Here is a 15,232-nt window from a genome sequence, read left to right as displayed (position 1 = left end):
GTTGGACAACAACCGAAGCGAACGGGCGATCAAACCGTTTGTGATCGGGCGGAAGAACTGGCTGTTTGCCAACACCCCCAAGGGAGCGAAGGCCAGCGCTGTTACGTACAGCCTGATCGAAACGGCGTAAGAAAACGGGCTGAATCCGTACGAATACTGCGCTATGTGCTGGAGCAATTACCCCAGTTGCCTGACCCCAAGGATACGACGGTATTGGATGGGCTGTTGCCCTGGTCCAAGACTCTACCGGCGGACATTCGAATACCGCCATCCAATTGAATGAAGCATCCCGCTTGCCCCGATTCACCACCGAATGGGGGCTATTCGGCATTCCCTCGTCGTGATGCCATCCTCTCATAGATCGGACGGCTATGCTGGGTGGTCTGTATTTGACGCTTACGCAGAAACTGATTTTCCAGCTCTGCTGGAGCGTTGGCTTTCTGCGAGCCGCGGTTCTATTCCGCGGGATTCCGTTAGCTGCAGGTTACCCTTAATCGGCTCAGTCGGTCCAGCCGCCGGGAGTAAGCGCACTCCGGGACTCAATGCAGCCTGCCGCTGACAATATAGCTGTGCAGGGCGCGGAATACGCCGGCCCGGTGGAAGGCGTCAAGCACAACCAGCAGGACGGGGCCAAGAAGCAGGCCGAGCATGCCGAACAGCTGGAGGCCGGCGAACATGCCGATCAGCATCGCAAGCGGGTCCAGGCCTATGCTGCTCGCAAGCACCTTCGGCTCCAGCACCTGGCGGGTAATAAGGATCACCGCATAGAGCACCGACAGTCCGATGCCGAGGGCCAGATTGCCGGTCATGTAGGAGTACAGCGCCCACGGAAGCAGCACGATGCCTACGCCGAGATAGGGAACCAGATCGACAAGGCCAATCGTCAGCCCGATGGCAAAAGCGGAATTCACGCCAAGCAGCAGCAGGCCGATGATGACAATTACGGCTGTGATCGAGATCAGCACCAGCTGTGCCCGCAGATAGCCGAACAGCGCTTTGCGCAGGTCCTGCCAGATCTCCGATACGGGTCTGCGCAGCGGCGCAGGCACTATTGCTCTAAGCTTGGCGTTATGCCGTTCCCAGCCGGTGCTGAGGAAAAAGGCGGATAACATGATGACGATAAGAATGGTGCCCATGCTGGGCAGTGCGGAGATCAGCTTAAGGATCATATTGAAGAACCCGGTAATCACCTGGGTCATGGCCTGGCCGACCGTCTCGGTGGTCCTGCTGATATTGCTGTCGATCGTAGCGTGATAGTTCGGGTTATCGTGGTAGAACTGGTTGATTTGGTTAATAATATTTTGAATACTAGCATTCCGGCTGATGGACAGCAGCAGCTCCCGCCACTGGCCGGTATGGAGATCAAAGGTCTGAAGCAGCACAATCAGCTCTTTGACAAGGCGGGTAATCAGCGCGGTCAGCACCAGCGCAGTTCCTCCCACATAGAAGAGAAGCGAAAGGGTCACAGCGAGCCAACGCGGAAGCTTGAACCCTCTTAGAATAAGCACCAGCGGATGCATCAGATAGGCGAGAAGGTAGGCGAGCAGCAGAGGATACACGAGCGGGAGCAATACATAGACCGCCACCAGCAGCAATGAGGCGGCAAGCACAACCCAGAGGCCGCGCAGCACTCTTTTTAATACCAGCGAATCCATGCTTGATCCCTCCAGGGTCACAGGCTGCTGACTCATAGAACCAGCTCGTCTAATATATATTCAAAGATTGAATTTAAAGACTATCCGGTTACCGGGAGGCCCCAGTCCGCCGCAGCGAGGCTGCCTCTATAAACTGAAAGCGCAACCACGAAACAGGGATTTCGGAAGTTTTTTTCTATCTGTCCGATAAAATCATTTGATCCGCTGCAAAGCTCCCACGTTGTTCACATAACCGTCAAAATCCGGTATGATAAATAAAGGTTACATGCCGAAAGTTCGTTGCATTCTCTGCAGGATGTCGCTGCGCCTGGTTATTTAAGATTTGAATACATCAAAATGTAAATGTTTTCATGAGCGAAAAAACAGCTTTTATACCCTTGTTGGCAAAGGAGAGAGATTATGACAGCTACTAAAGGATTGGAAGGCATTGTTGCCACTACCTCCTCGATCAGCTCCATTGTGGACGGAGTACTCACTTACCGCGGTTATGATATTGATGAACTTGCGGAGAAAGCCACCTTCGAAGAGACCGCATATTTGTTATGGTTCGGCAATCTGCCGACGACTCCCGAGCTGCAGGCACTGCAGCGTGATCTCAGCGCCTTTGCCCCTATCCCGGATCAGGTGATTGCGCAAATGAAGCTGTATCCCAGGGAAGCCAACACTATGGCTGCACTGCGTTCGGCTGTATCTAGCCTTGCCCTCTATGACGAAGCGGCAGACGATATGAGCCGTGAGGCCAATGAGATCAAGGCCGTGAAGCTGCAGGCGCAGATTCCGACGGTTGTGGCTGCACTGGCGCGCATCCGCAAAGGCCTGGAGCCTGTAGCTCCCAAGGAAGGCCTGTCGCTTGCCGAGAATTTCCTCTACATGCTCTGGGGCAAACAACCGGATATCGTATCCGTCAAAGCATTGGATGCCGCGCTTGTGCTTCATGCCGATCATGAACTGAATGCGTCCACGTTTGCCGGACGCGTAACTGTGGCTACATTGTCGGACATTTATTCGGGTGTGACATCGGCCATCGGTGCGCTGAAGGGGCCGCTGCACGGCGGCGCGAACGAAGCAGTTATGAAGATGCTGGAGGAGATCGGCAGCCTGGATGCGGTAGAGCCATACATCCGCGGAAAGCTGGAACGCCGCGAGAAGATTATGGGCTTTGGCCATCGGGTCTATAAGAATGGCGATCCGCGCGCCAAGCATCTGATGAAGATGTCCCACGAGCTGGGAATGATGAAGAATGACACAACCCTCTACGATATGTCTGTCAAGGTCGAAGAGCTGATCACTTCGCAAAAGGGCCTCAAGCCTAACGTCGATTTTTATTCGGCTTCGGTTTACACGCAGCTTGGCATTGAGCGGGAGCTGTTCACGCCTATCTTTGCGATCAGCCGCACTTCGGGATGGACTGCACATTTTCTGGAGCAATATGAGGATAACCGCATCATCCGCCCGCGTGCGGAATACACAGGCATGTCCGAACAAAAGTACATTCCGGTGGACGAAAGATAAAGCGGCCCTTGCAGGCCTCTCCACCCCTTTAGTAGAATGAAATATGCGCAAGTCCAAAGCCTGTGCTTCCGAAGTGCGGGCTGCCCCCATTAAGCAGATGCTTCCATATTTGCATGAACTGCCGCAAGGAAGCCATGCACTACAAAACTTTTAGGAGGAATACCCACTAATGTTGAAACTGGAAAAATACGATCTGCCGACAGAAGGCGAACAAATCACAATCGAAGACGGCAAGCTGCTCGTTCCGGATCATCCGATCATCCCGTTCATTGAGGGTGACGGTACAGGACGCGACATTTGGAAAGCCTCCAAACGGGTACTGGATGCCGCAGTAGCCAAAGCCTACGGCGGCGCAAAGCAGATTGCCTGGTATGAAGTATTTGCCGGCGAGAAGGCCTTCAATACATATGGTGAATGGCTGCCGAATGATACCCTGGAAGCAATCCGTGAGTACATCGTAGCGATCAAGGGGCCGCTGACTACTCCAATCGGAGGAGGTATCCGTTCCCTGAATGTGGCGCTGCGCCAGGAATTGGATCTGTATGTCTGCCTGCGTCCGGTACGCTATTTTGACGGTGTGCCTTCGCCTGTGAAGCATCCCGAGCTGGTGGATATGGTGATTTTCCGTGAGAACACGGAGGATATTTATGCCGGAATCGAATATCAGGAAGGCTCCGCCGAAGTGAAGAAGGTAATAGATTTCCTGCAAAACGAGCTTGGTGTGAACAAAATCCGGTTCCCGGAAACCTCCGGCATCGGCATCAAGCCGGTATCCTCGGAAGGCTCGAAGCGGCTGGTCCGCTCCGCCGTTGAATATGCAATCAAGCATGGCCGCAAGAGCGTAACGCTGGTGCATAAAGGCAATATCATGAAGTTCACCGAAGGCGCATTTAAGAACTGGGGCTACGAAGTGGCTGAGCAGGAATTCGGCGATCATGTCTTCACCTGGAATCAGTATGATGCGATTAAGGAGAAGAGCGGCGAGGCTGCGGCGAACGCAGCCCAGAAGGAAGCGGAGGCGGCCGGCAAAATCATCGTCAAGGATGCGATTGCGGATATCGCCCTGCAGCAGGTGCTGACCCGTCCAACCGATTTCGATGTTATCGCTACGCTCAACCTGAACGGCGACTACCTGTCCGATGCACTGGCTGCGCAAATCGGCGGTATCGGCATTGCACCGGGAGCGAATATCAACTACATTACGGGACACGCCATTTTTGAAGCCACTCATGGCACTGCACCGAAGTATGCCGATAAGGACGTAGTGAATCCGGGTTCGGTTATCCTGTCCGGCGTAATGCTGCTGGAGCACCTGGGCTGGCAGGAAGCGGCGGATCTGATCTACAAAGGCATGAGCACTGCAATCAACAACAAGACCGTTACCTACGATTTCGCCCGTCAGATGGAAGGTGCAACAGAGCTGAAATGCTCCGCGTTTGCTGACGAAATCATCAATCATCTGTAATCTTTGGGAGGACAATTCGTGGCCATCAAACGTTATAAAATTACAGTCGTGGGTGCCGGTTTTACCGGCGCCACCACGGCGCTTATGCTTGCCCAGAAGGAGCTTGGCAATGTGGTGCTGCTGGATATTCCCCAGCTGGAGAACCCGACCAAGGGCAAGGCGCTGGACATGCTTGAAGCCGGTCCTGTGCAGAATTTCGATGCCCAGATTACCGGAACCTCAAGCTATGAGGATGCGGCGGATTCTGATATCGTAATTATCACTGCAGGCATTGCCCGCAAGCCGGGGATGAGCCGCGATGATCTGGTCAACACCAATGCAGGCATTGTGAAATCGGTCTGCGGGAATGTGAAGCGGGTAGCTCCGGAATCCATCGTCATCATCCTGAGCAATCCGGTGGATGCCATGACTTATGTGGCCTATAACGCGCTGGGCTTCCCCAAAAACCGTGTAATCGGCCAATCCGGCGTGCTGGATACGGCACGTTACTGCACCTTCATCGCCCAGGAGCTTAATGTTTCGGTGGAGGATGTGCGCGGCTTTGTTCTGGGTGGACACGGCGACGACATGGTTCCGCTGGTGCGTTACTCCAGTGTCGGAGGCATTCCGATTGACACGCTGATCCCGGCTGAGCGGATTGCGGAAATCGTGCAGCGCACACGCGTCGGCGGCGGAGAGATTGTAAGCCTGCTGGGGAACGGCAGCGCTTACTACGCACCGGCGGCATCCCTGGTGCAGATGACGGAAGCCATTCTGAAGGACAAGAAGCGGATCATTCCCGTCATCGCTTTGCTTGAAGGGGAATACGGCTACGATGGCCTCTTCATGGGCATTCCGGCACTGCTTGGCGCGGATGGCATTGAGAAGATTTATGAGCTGGAGCTGACAGCGGAAGAACAGGCGGCTCTGGATAAGTCTGCGGATTCAGTACGTGCGGTAACTTCAGTAGTTACAGTCTGACTTCAAGCTGTCACAAGCCCTCATTTGCGTTTATGGAATGAGGGCTTTCTTTTCATCGGCAAGGCGGTTGGGTATAATAACGATGTAACTTATATCACAGTGAGAAGTGAGGAGGTTAAGCATGGACCGGATTTTCTTTTTCCTACATATGATCGGGACCTTGGCGCTCGGCTTCTATCTGGTGCTGCCGTTTATTCTGAGCGGTACGGCCAAGCTCTCTGCTGCAGCCAAAGAAGGGACGCTTACCGCCATCGGCGGCTTCAACCGGTTTGCCCAGTACGGGCTGGTCATTCAGCTGCTGACCGGCGGCTATATGATGACGCAAGGGGATTATACCGTGGCCTGGATGGTTGTCGTTGTTGTACTACTGCTGGCGATGTTTGCCCTCGGGGGAATCATGAGCAAGCCCCTGCGTCTTGCTGCGGCCGGAATGCGCGAGAACCGCGATGTGTCGGGCCATACCGCGAAGCTCCGGACGATGAGCCTGCTGTTGATGGCGGTGCTGATTGTGATGATGTTTTTCATGGTGTACAGACATATTATCTAAGGAGATGTAAGATGAGATGGCTCTGGCGGCTGCGGCTGCCGGGGCTTTTTTTTGAAATATAAGCATTTATATGTTTCACGCTATCCATTATCCTTCTATTTCTCGCTGGAACACCCCGTCCTTTACAAGGACGGCGAAGCCGTTTCTGCTTGTATAGGAAATTATGAATTTCTTTTGCTGCGGATAAGGTATGTATAAGTTAAAAGGCGTGGTAGCCGTGCTGAACCTGTGGGTTCTATGTTTTGCAGGAAGAAGCACGGAATTCAGGGGCACCCGGGATCACTACCGGGGCAAGGACGTGAATGGACTGAAGTGGAAAAAGTGAACCTAAATGGACAAAAAAACTTGCGGGAGAGGGAATAGTGGGAAAAAGGTAACTTATTTTAAGCATATTTCCCTCTATAAGGGGGGAACGGATGGATTAGGGTTCCTTTTTCCCACTAACGCTTGCGAAAAATGGGTGATGGAGAAAATTAAGTTCACTTTTTCCACTCGGGTGGCTTCCAAACGACTTTCAAGCAGGCAATCTTTCACCTGAATACAGCTGCGCTGTCCACCAGTCAAGGACGGCATAGCCAGTTTGTTCCCTCTGAAGCAAGGTATTTACTAGATGCGCAGAAGACGCTGCCTGCCAAAGCCGGTGAATCCTTTGCCGCTGGGTGGGCAGAGAAATGAATGCAACTATCCGGCCTTTTCGCCGGAAACGGCTCTGTTTTCTGTTTGGCCGGCTGTGAAGTGTGGTAAGTAACATTACGTAAAGCGAATTCAGCTATTGTCCCTGATGTATAATCCAAAACTCATAAGCCATCCTAACAGGATGTGGCACAACCAAGATTGCACAGCGAAAGGAGAATGGATCATGCCAGAAAACAATCAAGCTCAAAAAACCTTGCCGCCGCAGGTGCAGGACCGGCAGCCCGGAATAGAGAGCGAGATGAATCCGCGTCCGGAATTTGAAACGTCAAGCTATAAGGCGGCAGGCAAGCTGCTGGGCAAGGCGGCTCTCATTACGGGGGGCGACAGCGGAATTGGACGGGCGGTTGCCGTTCATTTTGCCAAGGAAGGTGCGGATGTGGTCATTTCCTATCTGAATGAGCATTCCGATGCCGAAGAAACCAAGCGCCAGGTGGAGCAGGAGGGCCGGAAATGTATTCTGGTCGCCGGTGACATCGGAGTAGAAGCGTTCTGCCAGGATTTGATCAACAAGACGGTTGAGGGATTGGGCAAGCTGGACATCCTGATCAACAATGCCGCCGAACAGCATCCGCAGGACAAGATTGAAGATATCACCTCCGAGCAGCTTGAGCGGACGTTCCGCACGAATATTTTCTCGATGTTCTACCTGACCAAGGCAGCCATGCCGCATTTGAAAAAAGGCTCCACAATCATCAACACGACTTCGATTACCGCGTACCGGGGCAGCCCGCAGCTGCTGGATTATTCGTCTACCAAAGGCGCAATCCTCAGCTTCACCCGCTCGCTGTCGATGAATCTGGCGGAAAAAGGCATCCGTGTCAATGCTGTGGCACCGGGTCCGATCTGGACACCGCTGATTCCCTCAACCTTTGATGCCAAAAAGGTCAGTGAATTCGGCGGCACCCAGCCCATGCAGCGTCCGGGGCAGCCGGAAGAGCTGGCACCGGCCTATGTCTATCTGGCTTCCGATGATTCATCCTATGTCAGTGGACAGGTGATGCATGTTAACGGCGGTGAAATTGTCAACGGGTAAGAGCAGCTGTGCAGACCAGGCTGACAGGAAAATACAGATATTCAAGAGTGTGCCTCAGCATCCGGGGCCGCTCTTTTTTGCGCCGGTTCAGAAGATATGAATTGCTGGGCGGCAGGTATAGCTTTTTGGAAGAATAATATGTTAAGATGGACCACAACAGCAAATTGAATACGCATATGTCACTAGGGGTGCCGCAAGGCTGAGACGAACGGAACGTTCGGACCCTTTGAACCTGATCTGGTTGATACCAGCGTAGGAAAGTGGAGAATGAATGAACTGCAGGTGGGTTGCAATTTTCAGCCCTTATTCCTGTACAAATTTCTGACTGCCTCCTATCGCGGGGGTGGTCTTTTTGTGTTTTGGCTGTAAAGGATTGGCGATGGAAGGTGAGAAGAATGGCTGAAATTCATTTGATTTCGGACGGGAAGCTGGAGACGGAACGGTTCGTCAGCCTGGCGGCGGCTGTGTATCCGCTGGTGGACTATATCCATCTCCGGGAAAAGCACCGGTCCGCCCTGGAACTGCTGGACATGGCAGAGCGGCTGCTGCGAGCCGGAATTCCCGCATCCAGACTGGTCATTAATGACCGGCTGGATGTTGCGCTGGGAGCCGGAGCGGGCGGTGTGCAGCTTGCCTGGCATAGCCTGTCTCCGGCGGCTGCACGCGCTGCCGCCCCGGGCCTGCGGCTGGGAAGGTCGGTTCATTCGGCGGCGGAGGCTGCGGAAGCGGGCCGGCAGGGGGCGGACTACGTTCTGTTCGGCCATGTCTTCCCCACCGCCAGCAAGCCGGGACAGCAGGAGCGCGGCCTGGAGCTGCTGGCCGGAGCAGTGCGCAGCAGCAGCATTCCGCTGATTGCCATCGGCGGAATAGAGCCGGTCAATGCCGGACAAGTGCTCCGGCAGGGTGCAGCCGGCATAGCGGTAATGTCCGGCATTTGCGGTGCGGAGGATGCTGCAGCCGCTGCCCGGGCTTACCGGCTGGCAGTTCAGAACGCGTGAACGGTGAATGTAACACGCAAAGGAGGTGAGAAGGCATGAATCTGATCATCAATGGCAAAGCCGCCGAGTATGCGGAAGACTGCCGGACCGTGGCCGACCTGCTGGGCCGTCCGGAATGGAACGGACGGCTCGTCATCGTGGAGCGCAATGGCGAGATTGTCGGCAAGGAGCATTATGCGGATACGGCGTTCAATGAAGGCGACCGTTTGGAGCTTGTGCATTTTGTCGGGGGAGGCTGAAGCCAGGGCCGGGGGCGGAGTTTAGGACTCTACAGTGGGGGAGAAGTTACGGGGAAGCGGCATGGATGTCTAATGTACAAAGTACAATAGCTTCCGTTTTTCGGACGATACAGGGGAAATCTATTGCAGAGAGTGCAATAGAATACACCCGACCCCTCATTTAAATGAGCTTCTAAATGAGCTTCGAATTGTCATACGGATCTTAATCGGCCGTTCTTAACTTTTCAAGTTCAGATGATATAGTCTCCGAAACAACGCAGAAATGCCGTTGTTGAAGCTCCCAGGCTAGAGCTTTGGGCCAAAGCCAAAGCCTTGCTTCGCCGTCAGGTGTGTCCGTTCTTCGTCAAGCTAGCTTATTTTCACTACTGTATTTCATATTCTGGGAGGCGGGTTTATGTTAGATCCTTTTGTTATTGGCGGCGTGTCTTTATCGAGCCGGCTGTTCATCGGCACCGGCAAATACAGCCGCAATGCCTTGATTCCCGAGGTGATTGCCTCCTCAGGCTCGCAGGTGATCACGGTTGCCCTGCGCCGGGTCGACCCGGAGAGCCAGGATAATATTGTCAGCCATATTCCATCGTGTATGACCCTGCTGCCCAATACCTCCGGCGCGCGTACCGCAGAAGAGGCTGTGCGGATTGCCAGACTGGCCAGAGCCGCGGGACTCGGAAGCTGGGTCAAGATTGAAGTCATTAAAGACCAGAAGTATCTGCTGCCGGATAATCTGGAGACGATCCGGGCCACGGAAATCCTCGCCGCCGAAGGCTTCGTGGTGCTTCCCTATATGAGCCCGGACCTGTCAGCTGCGCTGCGGATGAAGCAGGCGGGAGCCGCCGCCATTATGCCGCTAGGCTCCCCCATCGGCTCGAACCGAGGTCTGAAGACCAGAGAGCTGCTGCGGATTCTTATCTCCGAAGTGGGGCTCCCGATTATTGTGGATGCCGGAATCGGCCGTCCGTCCGAAGCGGCGGAAGCGATGGAGCTTGGAGCCTCTGCTGTGCTGCTGAACACGGCTATTGCGACTGCCCGCGACCCGCTGCTGATGGCCGAAGCCTTCCGCGAGGCAGTGTCCGCAGGCCGCAAGGCCTATCTGGCCGGACTGGGTCCGGTTGAAGAGGCGGCAGTCGCCTCTTCGCCTTTGACAGGCTTTCTGAATTGATTCGCAATCTAACGGAAATGAGGGAGGAATATGAGCTTTTTTGAACCACTGACCCGTCTCCAGCAGCTTCCTTACGAGCGCTTGTGGAAGCAGTACAGGCAGGAGGATGTGAAACGGGCACTGTGCAAGGAGCGCCTTGACGAACAGGATCTGCAGGCCCTGCTGTCTCCGGCTGCGGAATCCTGCCTGGAGGAGATGGCCCAGCGTGCGCAGCGGCTGACCCGTACGCATTTCGGCCATGTGATGCAGATGTTCACGCCGATGTACCTCGCCGATTTCTGCGTCAATCATTGTACGTACTGCAGCTTCAGCTCGATTTATGATTTTCCGAGAAAGAGACTGACGCCGGAAGAGGTGCGGCAGGAAGCCAAGGCTATCTCTGCCACAGGCCTGCGTCATATTCTGATTCTGACCGGAGAATCCCGGAGGGAAAGTCCGTCCGCTTATGTGAAGGAATGCGCAGAAATTCTGCACGAATACTTTTCCTCCGTCAGCATTGAGGTGAATCCGCTGTCTACTGAAGAATACCGGGAGCTTAGGGAAGCGGGAGTGGATGGACTGACCCTGTACCAGGAGGTCTACCATCAGGAAACGTACCGCAAGCTGCATGTGAAAGGTCCCAAAAGAGTCTACCGCAACCGCCTGGACGCCCCCGAACGGGGCTGTCAGGCCGGATTCCGCTCGGTCAACATCGGTGCTCTTCTTGGAATGTACGATTGGCGGCAGGAGGCCTTCATGACAGCGATGCATGCACGGTATCTGCAGGACAAGTACCCGGAATGCGAAATCGGCTTATCCGCCCCGCGGTTCCGGCCTTATTTGGGCGAATTCAATCCGGAGAGTGATGTAACCGACCGGGCGCTGGTACAGATTATTTTGGCCTACCGTCTGTTTCTGCCCCGTTCCGGCATTACCCTGTCCACCCGGGAGCCCGCAGCCTTGCGCGATCATCTGATCCACTTGGGCATTACCAAAATGTCCGCAGGCGTCTCAACCGAGGTGGGGGGACACACCCGGGAAGGCGGAACGCCGCAGTTTGAAATTTCGGATAACCGGAATGTGCAGGAGATCACGGACATGCTTCACGCAAACGGCCTGCAGCCGGTATTTAAGGATTGGGACCTTCTGGCGCTTCAGGTGTAACAAGGCTTGCTGTGGCAGCGGAGCTAATTGGCTGTATGCATGCTGAGCTCTGGTGCGGCAGGAGTTTGTGGGGAGTACTTAGGTGTACAAAATACCACTACACACTGCTGTGAAGCGGCATTTCGAGAATTAGTTTTACTATTTCCACCCGGCTTTCAGCAAGAATGTGAACCCTTACTTTGGACCCGCATATGATGTCCTTTTTTCTCGCAGCCAGGCTTTAAAAATAGTAGCGAATAACCGAATACTCCATTCGCTTCAAAAAGTGAGTGTGCGGAGCCGCCGCCTTATTGAACTTGTCTACTGTTTCTCACGGTTTGTCCGCGCCATCCGCAGCCTGTGCGCCGTCTGCTCCGGCAGACAGCTCGTCCAGGGACATCTCAAAGCCGGGAGCCATGTGGATCAGGAAATAATCCATCTCCGGCATGTCTAGCCCGCGGAGCTTGGCGGCGGTCTGCGCCTTGGCGGCGGCGAATTCACGGTTGCCTGCGGCGACCTCCCAGACGCATTTCAAATAGGCGTCGAGATGATCCGCTGCTTTGACATAGCGCAGCAGTCCGGCATCCCCGGAGCCGGGGGGACAGTCCTGCGGCTGCAGGAGCGGTGCATAGACGGCGGTAAGCTCAGGCGGAATCATCGCCGCCAGCCGCTCGGCGGCGATCCGCTCCATGTCGCGGAAGCTGGACAGCAGAAGCGGATTGTTGTGCTTGACCGGCGTGGCGATGTCGCCGGTGAAGACCTCGGTGGCGTCATGGAACAGAGCCATCGCGGCGGCCCGGTCGGCATTCAGCGAGCGGGCGAAGTGGACATTGCCGATGGAGCAGAGCATATGCGACAGCAGGGCTACCTGGAACGAATGCTGCGCCACGTTCTCCGGTGCGGTGCTGCGCATGAGGCTCCAGCGCTGGATATACTGAAGCCGGTAGAGATAGGCAGAAAAATGGTAATTCAATTTTGAAGTAACCCCTTTCATGCGTGGTTTAATATGTTATGATAAAGCTAATTGTAACAGAGTTTGGATAACCGCGAACGCATGGAGAGGAGCTGGACTGAAGATGCAGCATTTTGAAGACAGCGTGTATGATCTGATCGTAGAGACCTCCACAAATTTGCCTGGCGATGTGCGCCGGGCGGTAGCCAGGGGACGTGCTCTGGAGGACCGGGCTACACGATCCGGCCTCGCACTCACCACCATTGCGCAGAATATCGGCATGGCTGAGCTTCAGGTCTCGCCAATCTGTCAGGATACGGGAATGCCCACTTTTATCATTCATACACCGGTAGGTGTGAATCAGATTGAGATGAAGAAGGATATCCATAATGCGATTATCCGGGCCACGAAGAACGGCAAGCTGAGACCCAATTCCGTAGACTCGCTGACAGGCGAGAACAGCGGGGATAATCTGGGAGCAGGCACACCGGTCATCCATTTTGAGCAGTGGGAACAAGAAGGTGTGGATGTGCGGCTGATTCTGAAGGGCGGAGGCTGTGAGAACAAGAACATCCAGTACAGCCTTCCGGCGGAGCTGGAGGGCCTCGGCAAAGCAGGCCGCGATCTCGACGGCATCCGCAAGTGCATTCTCCATTCGGTCTATCAGGCCCAGGGACAGGGCTGCAGTGCGGGCTTCATCGGTGTGGGCATCGGCGGCGACCGTACTGCCGGCTATGAGCTGGCCAAGAAACAGCTGTTCCGCAAGGTGGAGGATGTCAACCCGAATGGGGATCTCGGCAAGCTGGAAGATTATATTATGGAGAATGCCAACAAGCTGGGCATCGGCACGATGGGCTTCGGCGGGGAAGTCACGCTGCTGGGCTGCAAGATCGGTGTGATGAACCGGCTTCCGGCCAGTTTTTTTGTCTCCGTGGCCTATAATTGCTGGGCATTCCGCCGCCAGGGTGTATTGATTGATCCGGCAACCGGAGACATTAAGCAATGGCTCTATGAGAGCGGTACGGGAATCTCTGTGGGGGCTGAAGACCGCTCCGAACCTGCGGCTGTGCTGGAGACCGTGGGTGCGGCTGCAGACGGTGGTGGCTTGGGGGTTGTTCCCGAGGATGCGGCGATTCCTGCTGCGCCTGCAGTGCTCTCTGCTGCAGAAGCAGCGGTGAATCATGACGGTGAACCTGCGGATGAAGCGGCTGGAGGCTCGCGTGAGGTCCGGCTGACTACACCCGTCAGCGAGGAAGACATCCGCAGCCTGCGGGTGGGAGACGTAGTCATTCTGTCCGGGGAAATGCACACCGGCCGCGATGCGCTGCATAAATATCTGATGGACCACGAAGCGCCGGTTGATCTGGACGGAGCCGTGATTTATCACTGCGGACCGGTGATGCTGAAGGACGATGAGGGCTGGCATGTGAAGGCGGCAGGCCCGACGACAAGCATCCGTGAAGAGCCCTATCAAGGCGATATCATCAAAAAGTTCGGCATCCGCGCCGTTATCGGCAAAGGCGGCATGGGCCCCAAGACGCTGAAGGCGCTGCAGGAGCACGGCGGCGTCTATCTAAACGCGATTGGCGGAGCGGCGCAGTATTATGCCGAGTGCATCAAAAAGGTGAACAGCGTCGATTTTATGGAATTCGGGATACCGGAGGCGATGTGGCATTTGCAGGTGGACGGCTTCGCGGCAATTGTGACCATGGACGCGCACGGCAACAGCCTGCATGCTGATGTGGAGAAGGACTCCGCCGCCAAGCTGGCCCAATTCCGGGAGCCTGTGTTTAAATAAGCTGTGAAATAAAGCTATGCCGTAATTCTCCCTTAAGCCTTCTCCCATTTCTGATGGGGGAGGGCTTTTTGTTTCGCCGGAAGCAGGCACATGGCGGAATGAGGTAAAAGTACTCTGAATTCGGCTGGAGCGGCCAAGGTGGTGGAATGAGGTATAAATACCTCTGAATTCGGCTGGAGCGGGCTAGGTGGTGGAATGAGAGGTATAAATACCTCTGAATTCGGCTGGAGCGGGCTAGGTGGTGGAATGAGAGGTATAAATACCTCTGAATTCGGCTGAAGCGGCCAAGGTGGTGGAATGAGAGGTATAAATACCTTTGAATTCGGCTGAAGCGGCCAAGGTGGTGGAATGAGAGGTATAAATGCCTCTGAATTCGGCTGGAGCGGGCTAGGTGGTGGAATGAGAGGTATAAATACCTCTGAATTCGGCTGGAGCGGGCTAGGTGATGGAATGAGAGGTAAAAGTGCCTTTGAATTCGGCTGGAGCGGGCTAGGTGGTGGAATGTGAGGTATAAATACCTCTGAATTCGGCTGAAGCGGCCAAGGTGGTGGAATGAGAGGTATAAATACCTCTGAATTCGGCTGGAGCGGCCAAGGTGGTGGAATGTGAGGTGAAAATGCCTCTGAATTCGGCTGGAGCGGCCAAGGTGGTGGAATGAGAGGTATAAATACCTCTGAATTCGGCTGAAGCGGCCAAGGTGGTGGAATGAGAGGTATAAATACCTCTGAATTCGGCTGAAGCGGCCAAGGTGGTGGAATGAGAGGTATAAATACCTTTGAATTCGGCTGGAGCGGCCAAGGTGGTGGAATGAGAGGTATAAATACCTCTGAATTCGGCTGGAGCGGGCTAGGTGATGGAATGTGAGGTAAAAGTGCCTTTGAATTCGGCTGGAGCGGGCTAGGTGGCGGAATGAGGTAAAAGTGCCTTTAATTACGCCGGAAGCAGACTGCGTGGCCGAATAAGTATCAGCCGTGATAGTTTCAGCTTCCAGTATCCCGGTTGATTCGCGCGGCAGGATGCTTTTTCAGGGAGAATGCACCTTGCTTCAGCAGCCATGGAAACCTGATTCAGTGAAAGATATTTATTATGCTTGACA

Annotated in this window: 12 protein-coding genes, 1 pseudogene and 1 riboswitch; of the genes and pseudogenes, 11 read left to right on the top strand and 2 right to left on the bottom strand. The window is 54.7% G+C overall.

What is annotated here, in order from left to right:
- Positions 1-279, top strand: a pseudogene (locus HYD27_RS13185) (transposase domain-containing protein); the annotation flags it as partial.
- A gap of 260 nt (positions 280-539) precedes the next feature.
- On the opposite strand, the gene ytvI reads toward HYD27_RS13185, so the two are convergent.
- Entirely contained in the window at positions 540-1,655 is a 1,116-nt protein-coding gene (ytvI, locus tag HYD27_RS13180; protein WP_219215790.1) for a sporulation integral membrane protein YtvI, read from the bottom strand.
- A 399-nt stretch (positions 1,656-2,054) separates the two neighbouring features.
- On the opposite strand from ytvI, the gene HYD27_RS13175 reads away from it, so the two are divergent.
- The 9 genes from HYD27_RS13175 to thiH all read left to right on the top strand — a co-directional run bounded on the left by HYD27_RS13175 (position 2,055) and on the right by thiH (position 11,407).
- Complete coding sequence (locus HYD27_RS13175; RefSeq protein ID WP_219215788.1) at positions 2,055-3,167, top strand: citrate/2-methylcitrate synthase; 1,113 nt, start codon at positions 2,055-2,057, stop codon at positions 3,165-3,167.
- A gap of 169 nt (positions 3,168-3,336) precedes the next feature.
- On the top strand, positions 3,337-4,632 hold the full coding sequence (icd, locus tag HYD27_RS13170; protein ID WP_219215785.1) for an NADP-dependent isocitrate dehydrogenase: 1,296 nt from the start codon (positions 3,337-3,339) through the stop codon (positions 4,630-4,632).
- 18 nt (positions 4,633-4,650) lie between these two features.
- Positions 4,651-5,592 (top strand): malate dehydrogenase, encoded by a 942-nt coding sequence (mdh, locus tag HYD27_RS13165; RefSeq protein ID WP_219215783.1) that lies wholly within the window; start codon positions 4,651-4,653, stop codon positions 5,590-5,592.
- Positions 5,593-5,713: 121 nt separating this feature from the next.
- A complete protein-coding gene (locus tag HYD27_RS13160) occupies positions 5,714-6,139 on the top strand; it encodes a hypothetical protein (protein WP_219215781.1) in 426 nt (141 codons plus the stop codon).
- 859 nt (positions 6,140-6,998) lie between these two features.
- On the top strand, positions 6,999-7,868 hold the full coding sequence (locus HYD27_RS13155) for an SDR family oxidoreductase (RefSeq protein WP_304623768.1): 870 nt from the start codon (positions 6,999-7,001) through the stop codon (positions 7,866-7,868).
- Positions 7,869-8,042: 174 nt separating this feature from the next.
- Positions 8,043-8,144: riboswitch (TPP riboswitch) on the top strand.
- Between the two features lie 119 nt (positions 8,145-8,263).
- Entirely contained in the window at positions 8,264-8,866 is a 603-nt protein-coding gene (locus tag HYD27_RS13150) for a thiamine phosphate synthase (RefSeq protein ID WP_219215777.1), read from the top strand.
- A gap of 35 nt (positions 8,867-8,901) precedes the next feature.
- On the top strand, positions 8,902-9,105 hold the full coding sequence (thiS, locus tag HYD27_RS13145) for a sulfur carrier protein ThiS (protein ID WP_219215775.1): 204 nt from the start codon (positions 8,902-8,904) through the stop codon (positions 9,103-9,105).
- A gap of 394 nt (positions 9,106-9,499) precedes the next feature.
- Positions 9,500-10,264, top strand: a complete 765-nt coding sequence (locus tag HYD27_RS13140; protein ID WP_219215773.1) for a thiazole synthase — start codon at positions 9,500-9,502, stop codon at positions 10,262-10,264.
- Between the two features lie 30 nt (positions 10,265-10,294).
- Positions 10,295-11,407, top strand: coding sequence for a 2-iminoacetate synthase ThiH (gene thiH / locus HYD27_RS13135; RefSeq protein ID WP_219215771.1), 1,113 nt, complete (start codon positions 10,295-10,297; stop codon positions 11,405-11,407).
- Between the two features lie 310 nt (positions 11,408-11,717).
- Here the strand turns inward: thiH and yfbR are convergent, their stop codons facing one another.
- Complete coding sequence (gene yfbR, locus HYD27_RS13130; protein ID WP_219215770.1) at positions 11,718-12,359, bottom strand: 5'-deoxynucleotidase; 642 nt, start codon at positions 12,357-12,359, stop codon at positions 11,718-11,720.
- Positions 12,360-12,462: 103 nt separating this feature from the next.
- On the opposite strand from yfbR, the gene HYD27_RS13125 reads away from it, so the two are divergent.
- Positions 12,463-14,136 (top strand): fumarate hydratase, encoded by a 1,674-nt coding sequence (locus tag HYD27_RS13125; protein WP_219215768.1) that lies wholly within the window; start codon positions 12,463-12,465, stop codon positions 14,134-14,136.
- Positions 14,137-15,232: the final 1,096 nt, after the last annotated feature.

Origin of the sequence: Paenibacillus sp. S150 (assembly GCF_019352175.1) — a bacterium.
Lineage (GTDB): Bacteria > Bacillota > Bacilli > Paenibacillales > Paenibacillaceae > Paenibacillus_AQ.
The sequence above is the reverse complement of the archived record's forward strand: the minus strand, read 5'-3'. Positions and strand labels throughout refer to the sequence as shown.